Source organism: uncultured Megasphaera sp. (assembly GCF_900539295.1).
Classification (GTDB): domain Bacteria; phylum Bacillota; class Negativicutes; order Veillonellales; family Megasphaeraceae; genus Megasphaera.
In genome coordinates, this window is the sequence record NZ_UQBH01000008.1 from 1 (window position 1) to 13,458 (window position 13,458).

Below are 13,458 nucleotides of genomic sequence, written 5' to 3' on the forward strand. Positions count from 1 at the left end.
AGATAGGCCCTTATAGGGCCTGAGCAAACCACCAGTTAAACTGGTGGTTTTGATTGTGTCTGTGAAATTATCGGCTTCAGCAGGCTGTTAGAGTGTCGAAGGTTTCCCTTCCGGGCGGTTTGAGCAGCGGTTTCGATATTCCCGCGGCGTATGGGTGTAAAAACGCTTAAAGGTCTTGGCGAAGTGGCTCTGACTGTCAAAGCCGCAGTCAGCTGCGATTTCTGCAATGCTTTTCGTATGGTCGTTCAAGAGTTCTTCTGCGCCCTGCATGACCCGGTATTTCAAAACGTATTGGATGGGTGACAGCTGAATCGTCTTTTGAAAGCAGCGCAGGCATTCCCGGTCGCTGATGGCGGCTTCTTTTGCAATGGCGCGGACTGTGAGCGGTTCTTTGAAGTGGCCGTGGATGTAGGCCAGCATCTGCTTGATGCGCTGTGTGTCAAGGCTTTTCGGCCCGTACTGAGGCTCTGTATCGAGACGCAGGGCTCGGTGGAGATAGAGGCAGATCTTCGACAATTGTTCCCGGACGGCAAATTCAAAGCCGTATTCGTCGGAAGCCATGGCCGTAAAGGCTTTTTGAAAGAGCTCGGCTAGGGCATGGTCTTGTTCACCGTCGCTGTAAAAGGCTGAAAAGGCGGGGCAGGAGAGTAGGGGGCGGATGTATTTGGCGGCTAAGGCCGAATCCTCGGCTCCGGTGACCAGGGACGGGCTGAAAACGAAGGAGCGCAGATCGCATTCGGGATCGGCTATGGCGTAGTGAAGGGTGTTGCCGTTGATGACCAAGATATCGCCTTTTTTCAACAAAAAGGTTTTAGAGGGGATCTTGGCCGTCATTTGCCCTTCGGCAATATAGATGATTTCCAGTTCGTCGTGCCAGTGCCAGGCGACGTTGTCCCCCTGGTCTTTCCGGTAGTGGACGGCGTAGCCGGCACAGGGAAAGGCCGTATTCCCATGGGGCTTCAGTTCTTGGGACAGGCCGTTGACGTGGATGGCGCAATCCTGTGACAGCATGAGGCATACCTCCTTATTTGGCTGTTTTGTTATAGTATACGGCTAAATCGGCGTTGTATCAAGTGGGATATGACGGTATCCTTATAATTAAGAAGACGATTAAACGATGACTCTCAAGGAGAACCGTCAGGGAGGTGCAGTCAGTATGGTACTACGATTTTACTTTATTCCCAATATGGAAAAATTTGCGGCCCTCGTCGCCGCAAGCTGCGGAAAGGTCCTGCTGCGGAAGGACGATGCCTTTTGCAGTCTCAAAGACGATGACCGGGCACTGGCCTTTATAAAAGGCGAAACGGCGAAGGGACGGCGGATAGAGATCCATGTGGCCGATACGCGGGATTATTTCGCTTTCGTCAACTTCATGGTCGGTGCCTGTCTTTAAGATCAAAGGTATATGCGTTTAGTAACGGATGAATGTATTGTGTAAAGAAACACCTAGCACAGCGTATAGTTTTAACCGACTTGGAGTGAGGTCTGATAAAAGACGCCTTTATGGGCATTGATGAATTTATGATAAGTCATATCAGAACCTCAGAAGTTATTGACAAACAGCCATAATCTGAGTATAATTTCATTGTGTGCAGTAACAGCACTCCCTATCATACCTTGGAGGGAGGGATAACAGATGGCAGAAATCAGAGTTGGTAAAAACGAAACGTTGGACAGCGCTCTTCGCCGTTTCAAACGTTCTTGCCAAAAGGCAGGTGTTCTTTCCGAAGTTCGGAAACGTGAACACTACGAAAAACCGAGTGTACGGAGAAAGAAAAAGTCCGAAGCAGCACGGAAACGGAAGTACAGAGCATAATCGTTAATGTAAGAAGGGTGATACCATGTCTCTTAAGAACGAACTTCTTCAGGACATGAAAGAGGCAATGAAAGCCAAAGAAGCCGGTAAAACGGCGTTGTCCGTCATTCGCATGGTCCGTTCGGCCATTCGCAACGCGGAAATCGACGGCGGTCATTGCGAACTCGACGATGCCGGTGTCGGCGCCGTCATTGCCAAAGAAATGAAACAACGCAGGGAGTCATTAGCTGAATTCGAAAAAGCCGGCCGCGCCGACTTAGTCGAAGAAACGAAGGCTGAAATGGCAGTGCTGGAAAAGTACATGCCCAAACAGCTTACGGAAGATGAAGTCCGCCAGATCGTCACAGACGCCGTCCGGGGCCAGGAAGGCCTGCAGATGGGTGCTGTCATGAAACTCGTCATGCCGAAAGTGCAGGGACGGGCTGATGGAAAAGTTGTTTCACAGATTGTTCGAGAAATTTTACAACATCGTTGATTGCCATAGATTCCTTAAAAATCTATTGACAAATAGACTGAATGATTGTATGATTTTACCATGATTTGAAAACAAAATAAATCATGAAACAAGAGTCAAGGAAGACTCCGAATCCCAGAACGGGATCGGAGTCTTTTTTTTCACCTAAAGGAGGAGTCATAATGACAAAAGATGAGTTGGTATACGTAATTCCGGCAGGTCAGTATGGTAAAGAAGGGGTGCTCGCTTTATTGGAACAGCATCCGGAAATCAAATTTGTGTCCTTGGTCGGGATCGATTTGGCAGGCAATGATACGGACGAAAAGATCCCTATCAGTGTCTTCTTCGATGACTACGATAAATTCTTCAATGCCACGGCCTTCCAGACCGACGGTTCGTCCGTTGTACTGCCGGGGATTGCCATCTTGTCCAATGCCCGTGTCGACATCAAAGCCGACCCGGCTGTCAACTGGTTTGTCGACTACAACGATGACAACATCGATCCGGAAACGGGAAAACCCGTCGGCACGCTCCGTATTCCCAGCTTCCTGCGTCACGCTACGGGCTTCATTGACTCCCGGTCGATCCTCCGCAATACCTGTGACTATGTAAGCGACCAGCTCTTAGCCCTCATTAAGCAGTACGGCCTGCCCGGCACGTCGGTCAATGTCGACGACATCGAAAAGATTGTCCTCACGACGGCGACGGAATTGGAATTCTGGGTCAAGACGCCGAGCCAGGACGTAGCGACCCGCCTCTTGTCGGCTTCGCAGAAACTGCAGGAACAGTACTGGCAGCGGACTCACGGCGTCGTCCGTACGGCCCTTGAACAGACTGTTGAACGCCTGGAAAAATACGGCCTCGAACCGGAAATGGGTCATAAGGAAGTCGGCGGCGTCAAAGCCCAGATCGACGATTCCGGTAAATTGACCTTCGTCCTCGAACAGCTCGAAGTCGACTGGAAGTTTGCCAACGACCCGGTTCAGACGGCAGACAATGAAATTGCAGCCCGTATCATCGTCCGCGAAGTATTCCGCGAAAACGGCCTCGAAGTTACCTTCCAGGCAAAACCGATTCACGGCGTTGCCGGCTCCGGTGAACACACCCACTTCGGCATCGGCGCCATCATGAAGAACGGCAAATTCGTCAACCTCTTCAACCCGGAAGACATGAAGCGCGACTTCTTATCCGTCGTCGGCTACGGCGCCATCATGGGCATGCTCAAGCACTATGAAGTCATGAATCCCTTCGTCTCGGCTACAACGGACTCTCTCAATCGCTTGAAACCGGGCTTTGAAGCTCCGGTCTGCATTGTAACGGCTCTTGGCGGCGATCGTCCGGACGTCCAGACCCGTAACCGTTCGGTCCTCATCGGCCTCATCCGCAATATCGCAAGCCCGGCGGCTACGCGTTTTGAACTGCGTTCGCCAAACCCCTTCACCAATACCTACATCGCCATTGCCATGGGTTATCTGGCTGCCCTTGACGGCATCAAGTACGCTATGGCCAGCGGCAAGACGACGGATGAATTGTTGGCTGAATTGTCCAAGAAGCCCGGTGAAGATGCCGATTACCTCGAAAAAGACCGGGCTTACCGCTCGGAAGTCGATGTCTTTGAAACCTATACCAGTGAAGAACGAGATGCCATGTTCGGCAAAGCTCCGCGCACGGTATGGGAAAACTTCAAGGCCCTCGATCTCCATCCGGAAAAAGTAGAAACCCTGGCCTGCGATGCCTTCCAGAAACGCCTCATGGAATCCTTTAGACTGGGCGCCCTCAACCGCTGGGCTCTCGAACTCCAGTACCGTCTCATTCCGGAAAACCTCTCCAAGGTCATTGCTGCCAAACAGCTCCATGCTGACGGCGACAGCAATGCCTTAGAAGTCGAACGCTGGACCAAGATCAACGCCTTGCGTACGGAATTGGGCCGCGATACGGAAAAGAGCCTGTCCATTTTCTCGAAGATCAAGGAAGCCTTGGCTGCCAAAGACTATGACACGGCTTCTGATTTGATGGTCGAAATGAGCGACAAGATGGACCTCCTCACGGATATGTACTACGAATATTCTTACAACGCTTTCTAAGGACCGACGTCCTTCCTAAACGAAACGAGCTGTTCCGCATTGGCGGGACAGCTCGTTTTTTGCTATTATATATGTTTTATTTTATAGTCAGGCCGACGGGGCAGTGGTCGCTGCCGAGAATGTCGGTATAAATCGACGCCGATTCCAGGCGGTCGTCGAGGTCGGTCGTCGTCAGGAAGTAGTCGATTCGCCATCCGGCATTGTTTTGACGGGCCCTGAAGCGATAGCTCCACCACGAATAGACGCCTTCCGTATCGGGGTAGAAGTAGCGCCACGTGTCGGTGAAGCCGGCGGCCAGAAGGTCGGTCATCTTCTGCCGTTCTTCGTCGGAGAAGCCGGCGTTCTTGCGGTTGGTCTTGGGGTTCTTGAGGTCGATTTCCGTATGGGCCACGTTGAGGTCGCCGCAGACGATGACCGGTTTTTCTTTATGGAGGGTCAGGAGATAGTCCTTGAAGTCGTCTTCCCACTGCATGCGGTAGGGCAAGCGGGCCAGTTCGCTCTGCGAATTAGGGGTGTAGCAGGTGACGAAGAAGTAATCGTCGAATTCGAGGGTGATCAATCGCCCTTCATGGTCGTGTTCGTCTTTATCCATGCCGTAGCGGACCGACAAGGGCTTGATGCGGGTGAAGATGGCCGTGCCGCTGTAGCCTTTGCGGTCGGCATAGTTCCAATACTGTTCGTAGCCCGGCAGGTCGATGTCGATCTGGCCTTCTTGGAGCTTCGTTTCCTGCAGGCAGAAGAGGTCGGCGTCGAGGTCGTTAAAGGTATCTAAGAAGCCTTTTTTCATGACGGCTCGCAGGCCGTTGACGTTCCAGGAGATAAATTTTGTCATAGAAACCACCTTTCTTTTTTAGATATCCTCGATGATGAGCCATTTTTATCTAGGATAATGATGCGATTTTTGTTATAATGGGAACAAACGAATTGCCGCGATGAGATGCTTTGATGGCAGTATCCGCAAGGGTATTGGCAGCACTCTTTCTTATTGTATAAAATCGTTGAATCCTTGTCAAAACAATGAAGCAGGTGATAGTATGGCAGTACATGAATCAGCAGGCACAAAAGTAAGACCCGAAGACTATATCGATTTGGACGCCATGACAAGGGCGTATCATTCGATTCATCCTGACGCAGCCGATCCTCATCAGCAGGTTCGTTTCGGTACGTCGGGCCACCGCGGCCAGGCCGGCAGCGGCAGTTTTACGGAAGACCACGTAGCGGCCATTGCCCAGGCAGTTTGCAATTTCCGCAGTCAGTTCGGAGCTGACGGACCCTTGTTCGTCGGTGCCGATACCCACTATTTATCGAAATTGGCCTTTGAAACGGTCTTATCGGTATTAGCCGCCAACAAGGTCACGGCCTATATCGATGCCGACGACGACTTCATTCCGACGCCGTCCGTATCGCGGGCCATCCTGCGTTTTAATGACCATCGAAAAGAAAACCTCGCTGACGGCCTGATCTTAACGCCGTCCCACAATCCGCCGGAACACGGCGGCATCAAGTACAATCCGACGACGGGGGGGCCTGCCGGCTCCGATATGACCAAGGCCATCGAAGCCGAAGCCAACCGCATCCTGGCCGGACACAATGCAGAGGTCAAATCCATGCCTTATGAAGAAGCAGCTAAAAGCGACTTTGCCGTTCCTTATGATTATAAGGAGTTATACGTCGCCGAACTGTCGTCCATCATCGACATGGAAGCCATCCGCGATGCCGGCCTTCCCATTTTGGTCAACGCTCTCGGCGGCTCAGGCATGAATTACTGGCATCGCTTGTCGGAACGGTACCATCTGAACCTGGATTTTGTCAACGATACGTACGACCCGCAGTTCACCTTTATGAATTATGACCACGACGGCAAGGTCCGCATGGACTGCTCGTCGGCTTATGTTATGTCGGCCGTCACCGGTCAGGCAGCGGACTACCGCCTGATCTTGGCCAACGACCCGGATTATGACCGCTTCGGCATCGTCTGCGGCACGGACGGTATGATTACGGCCAACGCCTTTTTGACCGTCGCCGCTCACTACCTCATGACCCACCGCCATTTCGATGGTCTGGGCATCGCCAAAACCGTCGTCACGACGGATATGCTGGCCCGGGTAGCGAAAAAACTCGGCGTGCCCCTCTATGAAGTGCCCGTCGGCTTCAAGTATTTCGGCCCCCTCTATGAAGGCGGACAGATTGCTTTTTCCGGCGAAGAAAGTGCCGGCGCCTCGTTCATCGCCAAAGACGGCAGCGTCTGGACGACGGACAAGGACGGCATCATCCTGTGCCTCTTGGCAGCGGAAATTTACGCCGTTACGGGAAAATCGCCCCTGGCTTACTATGAAGACCTCTGCAACGAACTGGGCCGGCCTTTTACCATGCGCAGCGACGCACCGGCAACGCTCGAAGAAAAGGACAAGATCAGTTCTTTGACGGAAAAAGACGTGACCGAAAAAGTCTTGTGCGGCAGCCCCATTACGGCCGTCCTGTCCCGTTCGCCTTATGGTGATTCGGCTATCGGCGGCGTCAAGATTACCACCGATGACGGCTGGGTAGCAGCCCGCCCGTCGGGAACGGAAGATATGTATAAGCTCTATGCCGAAAGCTTCGTGTCTGAAGAACAGGCCGGAAAGCTTCTCGAAGAAGGCAAGGCCCTCATCAGCAAGGCCTTGGATGCATAAATAATTATTAAAGCGAAACGATTTGTCAATTTTGGGTATCACGGGCCTTTTCATAGGCAGAAATTGGCATTTACTGCGTTACCTGTGCTATAATGGGGAGCGTAGAATCTAACTCAAAGGGGTGGCAGCTGTGAAAGTTGTAATCACGGTGGTCGGCGTGGACCGTACGGGTATCATCGCCGCCGTCAGCCAGATCATGGCGGAACATAAGGTAAATATACTGACCATTAATCAGGTTATTTTAGAGGGCATTTTTAATATGGCCATGATTGTCGATATGGACTCTGCCGATATTGACTTAGATACCCTTCAGGATCTGCTCAAGCAGAAGGGCGAAGCCCTCGGCGTCGAAATCAGAGCACAGAACCAGGCTATTTTTGACGCCATGCATCGTGTGGGCTAAGGAGATGGAATATGCTGACAATCCATGACGTACTTGAAACGAATCAGATGATTCAAAAGAACAACCTTGACGTCCGGACGATTACCATGGGCATCAGTCTCCTCGACTGCTGCGCCAGCGACGGCAAGACCTTGTGCAACAATATTTACGATAAGATTACGCGCTATGGGGAACACCTGGTAGAAACGGGGGAAGCCATTTCCCGTGAATACGGCGTGCCCATCATCAATAAGCGCGTTTCCGTAACGCCTATCAGCCTCGTCGCCGGGGCCAGCGATATGAAGAGCTATGTCGATATCGCCCGGACCCTCGATAAGGCGGCTAAGACGATCGGCATCAACTTTATCGGCGGCTTTTCGGCCCTCGTCGAACGGGGCATGAGTAAAGGCGACCGAATCCTCATCGACTCCATCGCTGAAAGCCTGGCTGTGACCGACCTGGTCTGCAGCTCTGTCGCCGTCGGCTCGACCAAGGCCGGCATCAACATGGACGCCGTCGCCGAAATGGGGCGGGTCTTTAAGGATTTGGCCGAACGGACGAAGGAACAGGACGCCTTAGGCTGTGCCAAATTGGTCGTCTTCTCCAATGCCGTTGAAGACAATCCCTTCATGGCCGGCGCCTTCCACGGCGTGACCAACGGCGATTCCTGCATCAGCGTCGGCGTCAGCGGCCCCGGCGTCGTAAAGGTAGCTCTGGAACAGGTAAAGGGCCAGCCCTTTGACGTCGTTTCCGAAACGATTAAAAAGACGGCCTTTAAGATCACCCGTGTCGGCCAGTTGGTCGCTATGGAAGCTTCGAAGCGGCTCAACATGCCTTTTGGCATCATCGACTTGTCCCTGGCTCCGACGCCGGCAGTCGGTGACAGCGTGGCCTCGATCCTTGAAGAAATGGGCCTTGAAAGCTGCGGTGCCTGCGGTACGACGGCAGCTTTGGCGCTCTTAAACGACGCCGTCAAGAAGGGCGGCCTCATGGCGTCGTCCCGTGTCGGCGGTCTGTCCGGCGCCTTCATTCCCGTCAGCGAAGACAAGGGGATGCTCGAAGCTGTCGGCCGCGGCAGCCTGAGCCTTGAAAAGCTCGAAGCCATGACCTGCGTCTGCTCTGTCGGTCTCGATATGATTGCCATTCCCGGCGATACGCCGGCATCGACGATTTCGGCTATCATCGCCGATGAAGCGGCTATCGGCATGATCAACAACAAGACGACGGCGGTCCGCGTCATTCCCGTACCGGGGAAGGGCGTCGGCGACAACGTCGAGTTTGGCGGCCTTCTCGGCCATTGCCCGATTATCAATGTCAATAAATATAAGTCAGATGAATTTATTGCCCGCGGCGGCCGCATTCCGGCGCCCATGCGCAGTCTGACCAACTGATGATAGATTAACGGAAAGTAGGCGTGTGTTGTGCTCCAATATGTTGTACCCTTTATCATTGCCTTGGTCGTTTCCTACATCTTGACGCCGGGCGTCAAAAAGGTAGCTATCAAGGTCGGGGCCGTGGACAGGCCCAATGCAAGAAAGGTACATACTCATGTCATCCCGCGGCTCGGCGGACTGGCAATCTATATCGGCTTTATGGCAGCCGTTCTGTTCTGCGTGCCCCTGCACCGTGAACTCATCGGGATGCTCCTGGGCTGTACGGCTATCGTCGCCATCGGCATTTGGGATGATATCTGCAACATTCCGGCCCGGGTCAAGCTCGTCGGCCAGATTGCCGCAGCCTGTATTCCCGTAGCCTTCGGCATTCAAATCGAATGGCTGACCAATCCTTTCGGGGATATCCTGGTCCTGCCGGAAATCATCGCCGTTCCGGTGACGATTTTCTGGATCATCGGCTTCACCAATACGGTGAACCTCATCGACGGCCTCGACGGCCTGGCAGCCGGCGTCGCCTTTATCGCGTCGATTTCGATGTTCCTCCTGGCCGTGAACCTCAATCAGTTCCTGCCGGCCCTCATCATCGTATCCATGGCCGGAGCAGCCCTGGGATTTTTGCAGTATAACTTCAATCCTGCCAAAATCTTCATGGGGGATACCGGGAGCATGCTTCTCGGATATACCCTGGCCGTCTCAGCCGTTCTCGGACTGGTCAAGACGGCGGCGACAGTGGCGCTGGTCGTGCCCATCATCGCCTTAGGCCTTCCCATTCTCGATACGACCTTCGCCATCATCCGTCGCCGGATGAGCGGCGTTCCTATATTTCAGCCGGATAAGGGTCACCTGCACCATCGTCTCCTGGCCCTGGGTATGACACAAAAGCAAGCCGTACTGATCATGTACTTTGTCAGCATGATCCTAGGCATCGTAGCCCTCTTCGTAGCCAATGTGAGCTATCAGACGGGGATTGTGACTGTCTTGGTCGTTCTTGCCGTTATCATCTACTCGGCAAAACGCATTGGCATACTGCGTAAATCAACGACCGATTCGACCCGTAAACCATGACGGGGAGAATCGGTTCGTCATATAAGGAGGAATTTTTATTATGATAAAGGTAATGACTGTATTCGGCACGCGGCCGGAGGCGATTAAAATGGCACCGGTCGTGAAGGAACTACAGAAACATGCCGACAGCATTCAGACGGTCGTTGCCGTCACGGCCCAGCATCGGCAGATGCTCGACCAGGTCTTGGAACTCTTCCGCATTACGCCGGACTACGACCTGGACATTATGGCCAAGGGCCAGACCTTATACGATATTACGACAAAATCGCTCATGGGCCTGAAAGATGTCCTGGCCAAGGAAAAACCCGACTTGGTCCTCGTTCACGGTGATACGACGACGACCTTTGCCGGCGCCCTGGCTTCTTATTACCAGCAGATTCCCGTAGGCCACGTCGAAGCCGGCCTGCGGACAGGGGACATCTACTCGCCCTTCCCGGAAGAGATGAACCGCAAGCTGACCGGTGCCATGGCAGCCATCCATTTTGCGCCGACCTCGACGGCTCGGGCCAATCTCGTCCGTGAAAATGTAGATCCGTCTCATATATATGTAACGGGCAATACGGTCATCGATGCCTTGATGACGACCGTTGCCGGAGACTATGACTTCGGCGACCAATTGAAATCGGTGGACTTCAAGAACCATCGGGTCATCCTCTTGACGACCCACCGCCGGGAAAATCTGGGCGAGCCCATGCGCCATATCTATAAGGCCCTGCGCCGCATCATCGAAGAAATTCCCGATACGGAAATCGTCTTTCCCGTCCACCGCAATCCCAAGGTTCGCAAGGTCGTCGAAGATGAGCTGTCCGGCATCGATCGGATCCATCTCATCGATCCCATGGAATATGAACCCTTTGCCAACCTCATGAGCCTCAGCTCTCTGGTGCTGACCGATTCCGGCGGCATTCAGGAAGAAGCTCCGTCTCTTGGAAAACCGGTCCTGGTCCTGCGCAACACGACAGAACGGCCGGAAGCCGTTGAAGCCGGTACGGTCCGCCTCATCGGGACGCATAAGGACGTCGTCTATGAAGAAACGAAGCGCCTCCTTACGGACAAGGCTGCTTACGAAGCCATGAGCAACGCCGTCAATCCCTATGGTGACGGCCAGGCATCGCGGCGTATCGTCGAAGCCATCCTCCACGTTTTTGCCGGTAAAGAAGCCGTTCCTGACGACTTCATCCGCTGAAAATAGTGGTTGATTATATTGAGAATAGCTTTTAGCTATGTACTCGTTTTTTCTTTCAATTTGTGTTGATTTTCCCGTTTTTCCGTGCTAAAATAAGCAATAATCGCGGCTGAACGCAGGTTTTCTATGTCTGCTGCGATTGAGGAAAGACTGCTATCGCCTGAGCAGGAGTGTGTGTGTGCTATGAGACGAAATAATAGTTCTCACAGTGACAAAGGGACTTCCATGAGGCTCCTGGATATGGTTGCCATCGCCGCATCTCTCGGACTGTCGCTTTTTGTCTGCATCTGCGTCGGCGTCGCCATCGGCCGCTTTATCGATGTCTACACGGGTACATCGCCGTGGGGCTTGATACTGTTTTCGCTTATCGGCGCCGTTTCCGGGTTTTGGACGCTTTATAAAAAAGCCCTGTCCTATGAACGGGACGAATCCCGCCGGAATCAGCAATCGCGCCGGTGAGAAACGCGGAGGATGGAGTCTATGGAAGCTTTTTACGCCTATGTGAAGGCAACAATTTGCAAACTCATTGGTTTTACATGTATCGTCACGGCCGTGCTCTTACTGGGCGGCTGGTGGCAGTACATAAGTGGCTGGTGTATCGGCAGCGGCTTGAACATCGTGTATTTTTTCATGCTCAGCAGCCGTTCGGTACGGGCCTTGAAATTGCCGCCAGAGCAGGCGGCGGCATTCATCCGCGGCGGTGCCGTGTTCCGGCTGATTTTCGTCTGCCTGGCCGTCATCGTTATCCTGCAGTTCCCGTCTATTTCCCTGGGAGCTGCCGTGGCCGGTATCTTTTCGTACCGCGTCCTGATCTTTGCAGATGTGTTGACCGCACGCTTCAGACGGTAAAGGAAAGGAGGTATTGCGTATGGAATTACATGCAGGGCATCATGTGGTCGTTCAGCTTCTGGGCTTGAATGTCAACCTGGATACGCTGATGATGACCTGGCTCGTCGCAGCACTGGTTATCATTGTCACAGTCTCTGCCACAAGGGGACGTTCCCTCGTGCCGTCGGGCCTGCAAAATGCCATGGAAATGGTCATCGAATCCCTCCTCGATCAGTTCAGGGAAACGTTGGGACCGAAATACGGCCAAGTCGTATCGGTCTTATTGACCATGTTCCTATTCATCCTCTTCGCCAACGAATTGGGCATGATTCCGAACCCGGAAATCCTGGCTTCGCCGACGAATGACTTGAATACGACTGTCGCCCTGGCACTGGTATCTTCTTTTATGGTCCACTTCATGGCCTTGAAGAACCAGGGGTTCAAAAAACATTTCAAGAGTTTCTTTAAACCCTTCGCGCCATTTGTTATCATCAATCTGATGGAAGAAATTACCAAACCGTTAACGTTGGCCTTCCGTCTATTTGGCAATATCCTGGCCGGGGAAATTTTGTTGGAAGTCCTGTACTTCCTCGTGCCTATCGGTATTCCGATCATCTGGCTGGTATTCAGCTTGGTCATCGGTCTCATTCAGGCATTTATCTTTACAATCCTGACCACGTCTTATCTGGCTCCGTCTTTTGCAGACGACTAATCGTGCCGGATACTGTTTTACATTGAAATTTTCATCTTATTCACAGAAACTAGGAGGTTATTTATTATGGAAAAAGCTATCGTATTGGCATTGTCCGCTTTTGGTGCATGCTTAGGTATTGGTTTGGCAGCTCTCGGCGCTGCTATCGGTGACGGTCATGCCGCATCGAAGATGCTCGAAGGTACGGCTCGTCAGCCTGAAATGGGCGGCAAACTCTTGGTCAACATGCTTATCTCCATCGGCCTGATCGAATCCATGCCGATTATCGCAGCTGTTATCTCCATCGTATTGGTATTCGCCAATCCGTTCGTCAGCCTGCTTTAATCTGAATGATTCTACTATACAGCCGGGGAGGGAAGTACATTGGTTAGTATTAATGGTACCTTGCTGTTCCAGTTTATCAACTTCTTCGTCTTAGTTGCTATTTTGGCGAAGTTCGCTTACAAACCGCTGCTCAAAGTCCTGGAAGACCGCCGCAATAAGATTGCCTCCGATCTCAGCGACGCAGCGAAAGCCAAGGAAACGGCTGAAAAGATGAAAGCCGATTATGAAGCTCAGATCCGCGATGCCCGTGCAGAAGCGCAGGAAATCGTCGATAAAGCTGTAAAGCAGGCCAATAAAGAAGCACAGGCCCAGCTCGAAGCCATTCGCGATCAGATCGCCCGGGAAAAACAGATTGCCCAGACGGAAATTGCGAATGAACGGGAAGCGGCTATTCGAGAAATGCGTAAGGAAGTAGTGACACTGTCGATGGCTGTGGCAGAAAAACTGCTCAAGAAAAATATCGATGACGATATGAACGCAAAACTCGTAGCCGACTGCATTGACCAGATCCAAACGCAGCGCGTAAAGGGGAACTGATCCT

Annotated in this window: 16 protein-coding genes; 14 read left to right on the forward strand and 2 right to left on the reverse strand. The window is 52.6% G+C overall.

All coding sequences use genetic code 11. From position 1 onward, the window contains the following. Nucleotides 1-87: 87 nt before the first annotated feature. The gene (locus tag QZQ46_RS03830) at nucleotides 88-1,011 is read right to left on the reverse strand and encodes an AraC family transcriptional regulator (protein WP_296826984.1); all 924 of its coding nucleotides are present in this window, start codon (nucleotides 1,009-1,011) and stop codon (nucleotides 88-90) included. Nucleotides 1,012-1,156: 145 nt separating this feature from the next. Here QZQ46_RS03830 and QZQ46_RS03835 point away from each other — a divergent pair, with 145 nt between their 5' ends. From QZQ46_RS03835 to QZQ46_RS03850, 4 genes are all read left to right on the forward strand, one after another. Beyond that, nucleotides 1,157-1,393 carry a hypothetical protein gene (locus QZQ46_RS03835; RefSeq protein ID WP_296826986.1) on the forward strand — a complete coding sequence of 79 codons (237 nt, stop codon included), beginning with the start codon at nucleotides 1,157-1,159 and terminating at the stop codon, nucleotides 1,391-1,393. Between the two features lie 243 nt (nucleotides 1,394-1,636). After that, nucleotides 1,637-1,816, forward strand: coding sequence for a 30S ribosomal protein S21 (rpsU, locus tag QZQ46_RS03840; RefSeq protein ID WP_020311403.1), 180 nt, complete (start codon nucleotides 1,637-1,639; stop codon nucleotides 1,814-1,816). 25 nt (nucleotides 1,817-1,841) lie between these two features. Beyond that, nucleotides 1,842-2,291 carry a GatB/YqeY domain-containing protein gene (locus tag QZQ46_RS03845; protein WP_296826989.1) on the forward strand — a complete coding sequence of 150 codons (450 nt, stop codon included), beginning with the start codon at nucleotides 1,842-1,844 and terminating at the stop codon, nucleotides 2,289-2,291. Nucleotides 2,292-2,452: 161 nt separating this feature from the next. After that, a complete protein-coding gene (locus QZQ46_RS03850) occupies nucleotides 2,453-4,354 on the forward strand; it encodes a glutamine synthetase (protein WP_296826991.1) in 1,902 nt (633 codons plus the stop codon). Between the two features lie 76 nt (nucleotides 4,355-4,430). Here QZQ46_RS03850 and QZQ46_RS03855 read toward each other — a convergent pair whose 3' ends face one another. Next, on the reverse strand, nucleotides 4,431-5,186 hold the full coding sequence (locus QZQ46_RS03855; protein WP_296826993.1) for an exodeoxyribonuclease III: 756 nt from the start codon (nucleotides 5,184-5,186) through the stop codon (nucleotides 4,431-4,433). 202 nt (nucleotides 5,187-5,388) lie between these two features. Here QZQ46_RS03855 and QZQ46_RS03860 point away from each other — a divergent pair, with 202 nt between their 5' ends. From QZQ46_RS03860 to atpF, 10 genes are all read left to right on the forward strand, one after another. Then, a complete protein-coding gene (locus QZQ46_RS03860; RefSeq protein WP_296826994.1) occupies nucleotides 5,389-7,026 on the forward strand; it encodes a phosphoglucomutase in 1,638 nt (545 codons plus the stop codon). Between the two features lie 130 nt (nucleotides 7,027-7,156). Beyond that, nucleotides 7,157-7,429, forward strand: coding sequence for an ACT domain-containing protein (locus tag QZQ46_RS03865; protein ID WP_062412024.1), 273 nt, complete (start codon nucleotides 7,157-7,159; stop codon nucleotides 7,427-7,429). A gap of 11 nt (nucleotides 7,430-7,440) precedes the next feature. After that, the gene (locus QZQ46_RS03870) at nucleotides 7,441-8,799 is read left to right on the forward strand and encodes a PFL family protein (RefSeq protein ID WP_296826998.1); all 1,359 of its coding nucleotides are present in this window, start codon (nucleotides 7,441-7,443) and stop codon (nucleotides 8,797-8,799) included. A gap of 30 nt (nucleotides 8,800-8,829) precedes the next feature. Next, on the forward strand, nucleotides 8,830-9,867 hold the full coding sequence (locus QZQ46_RS03875; protein ID WP_296827000.1) for a glycosyltransferase family 4 protein: 1,038 nt from the start codon (nucleotides 8,830-8,832) through the stop codon (nucleotides 9,865-9,867). Between the two features lie 40 nt (nucleotides 9,868-9,907). Next, complete coding sequence (gene wecB / locus QZQ46_RS03880; protein ID WP_296827002.1) at nucleotides 9,908-11,053, forward strand: non-hydrolyzing UDP-N-acetylglucosamine 2-epimerase; 1,146 nt, start codon at nucleotides 9,908-9,910, stop codon at nucleotides 11,051-11,053. Between the two features lie 183 nt (nucleotides 11,054-11,236). Then, nucleotides 11,237-11,512, forward strand: a complete 276-nt coding sequence (locus QZQ46_RS03885) for an AtpZ/AtpI family protein (RefSeq protein ID WP_296827004.1) — start codon at nucleotides 11,237-11,239, stop codon at nucleotides 11,510-11,512. 21 nt (nucleotides 11,513-11,533) lie between these two features. Beyond that, on the forward strand, nucleotides 11,534-11,902 hold the full coding sequence (locus tag QZQ46_RS03890) for an ATP synthase subunit I (protein WP_296827006.1): 369 nt from the start codon (nucleotides 11,534-11,536) through the stop codon (nucleotides 11,900-11,902). A 19-nt stretch (nucleotides 11,903-11,921) separates the two neighbouring features. Next, on the forward strand, nucleotides 11,922-12,593 hold the full coding sequence (gene atpB / locus QZQ46_RS03895) for a F0F1 ATP synthase subunit A (protein ID WP_256179560.1): 672 nt from the start codon (nucleotides 11,922-11,924) through the stop codon (nucleotides 12,591-12,593). 66 nt (nucleotides 12,594-12,659) lie between these two features. After that, complete coding sequence (gene atpE, locus QZQ46_RS03900; RefSeq protein ID WP_044503966.1) at nucleotides 12,660-12,917, forward strand: F0F1 ATP synthase subunit C; 258 nt, start codon at nucleotides 12,660-12,662, stop codon at nucleotides 12,915-12,917. Between the two features lie 39 nt (nucleotides 12,918-12,956). Next, on the forward strand, nucleotides 12,957-13,454 hold the full coding sequence (atpF, locus tag QZQ46_RS03905) for a F0F1 ATP synthase subunit B (RefSeq protein ID WP_296827008.1): 498 nt from the start codon (nucleotides 12,957-12,959) through the stop codon (nucleotides 13,452-13,454). Nucleotides 13,455-13,458: the final 4 nt, after the last annotated feature.

Bases quoted from the DNA above. Each gene is read 5' to 3' on its own strand.
- QZQ46_RS03860 (WP_296826994.1), top strand. From the start codon at position 5,389: ATGGCAGTACATGAATCAGCAGGCACAAAAGTAAGACCCGAAGACTAT.
- atpB (WP_256179560.1), top strand. From the start codon at position 11,922: ATGGAATTACATGCAGGGCATCATGTGGTCGTTCAGCTTCTGGGCTTG.
- QZQ46_RS03830 (WP_296826984.1), bottom strand. From the start codon at position 1,011: ATGCTGTCACAGGATTGCGCCATCCACGTCAACGGCCTGTCCCAAGAA.
- atpE (WP_044503966.1), top strand. From the start codon at position 12,660: ATGGAAAAAGCTATCGTATTGGCATTGTCCGCTTTTGGTGCATGCTTA.
- QZQ46_RS03850 (WP_296826991.1), top strand. From the start codon at position 2,453: ATGACAAAAGATGAGTTGGTATACGTAATTCCGGCAGGTCAGTATGGT.
- QZQ46_RS03885 (WP_296827004.1), top strand. From the start codon at position 11,237: ATGAGACGAAATAATAGTTCTCACAGTGACAAAGGGACTTCCATGAGG.
- QZQ46_RS03855 (WP_296826993.1), bottom strand. From the start codon at position 5,186: ATGACAAAATTTATCTCCTGGAACGTCAACGGCCTGCGAGCCGTCATG.
- QZQ46_RS03890 (WP_296827006.1), top strand. From the start codon at position 11,534: ATGGAAGCTTTTTACGCCTATGTGAAGGCAACAATTTGCAAACTCATT.
- QZQ46_RS03845 (WP_296826989.1), top strand. From the start codon at position 1,842: ATGTCTCTTAAGAACGAACTTCTTCAGGACATGAAAGAGGCAATGAAA.
- QZQ46_RS03835 (WP_296826986.1), top strand. From the start codon at position 1,157: ATGGTACTACGATTTTACTTTATTCCCAATATGGAAAAATTTGCGGCC.
- rpsU (WP_020311403.1), top strand. From the start codon at position 1,637: ATGGCAGAAATCAGAGTTGGTAAAAACGAAACGTTGGACAGCGCTCTT.
- wecB (WP_296827002.1), top strand. From the start codon at position 9,908: ATGATAAAGGTAATGACTGTATTCGGCACGCGGCCGGAGGCGATTAAA.
- QZQ46_RS03870 (WP_296826998.1), top strand. From the start codon at position 7,441: ATGCTGACAATCCATGACGTACTTGAAACGAATCAGATGATTCAAAAG.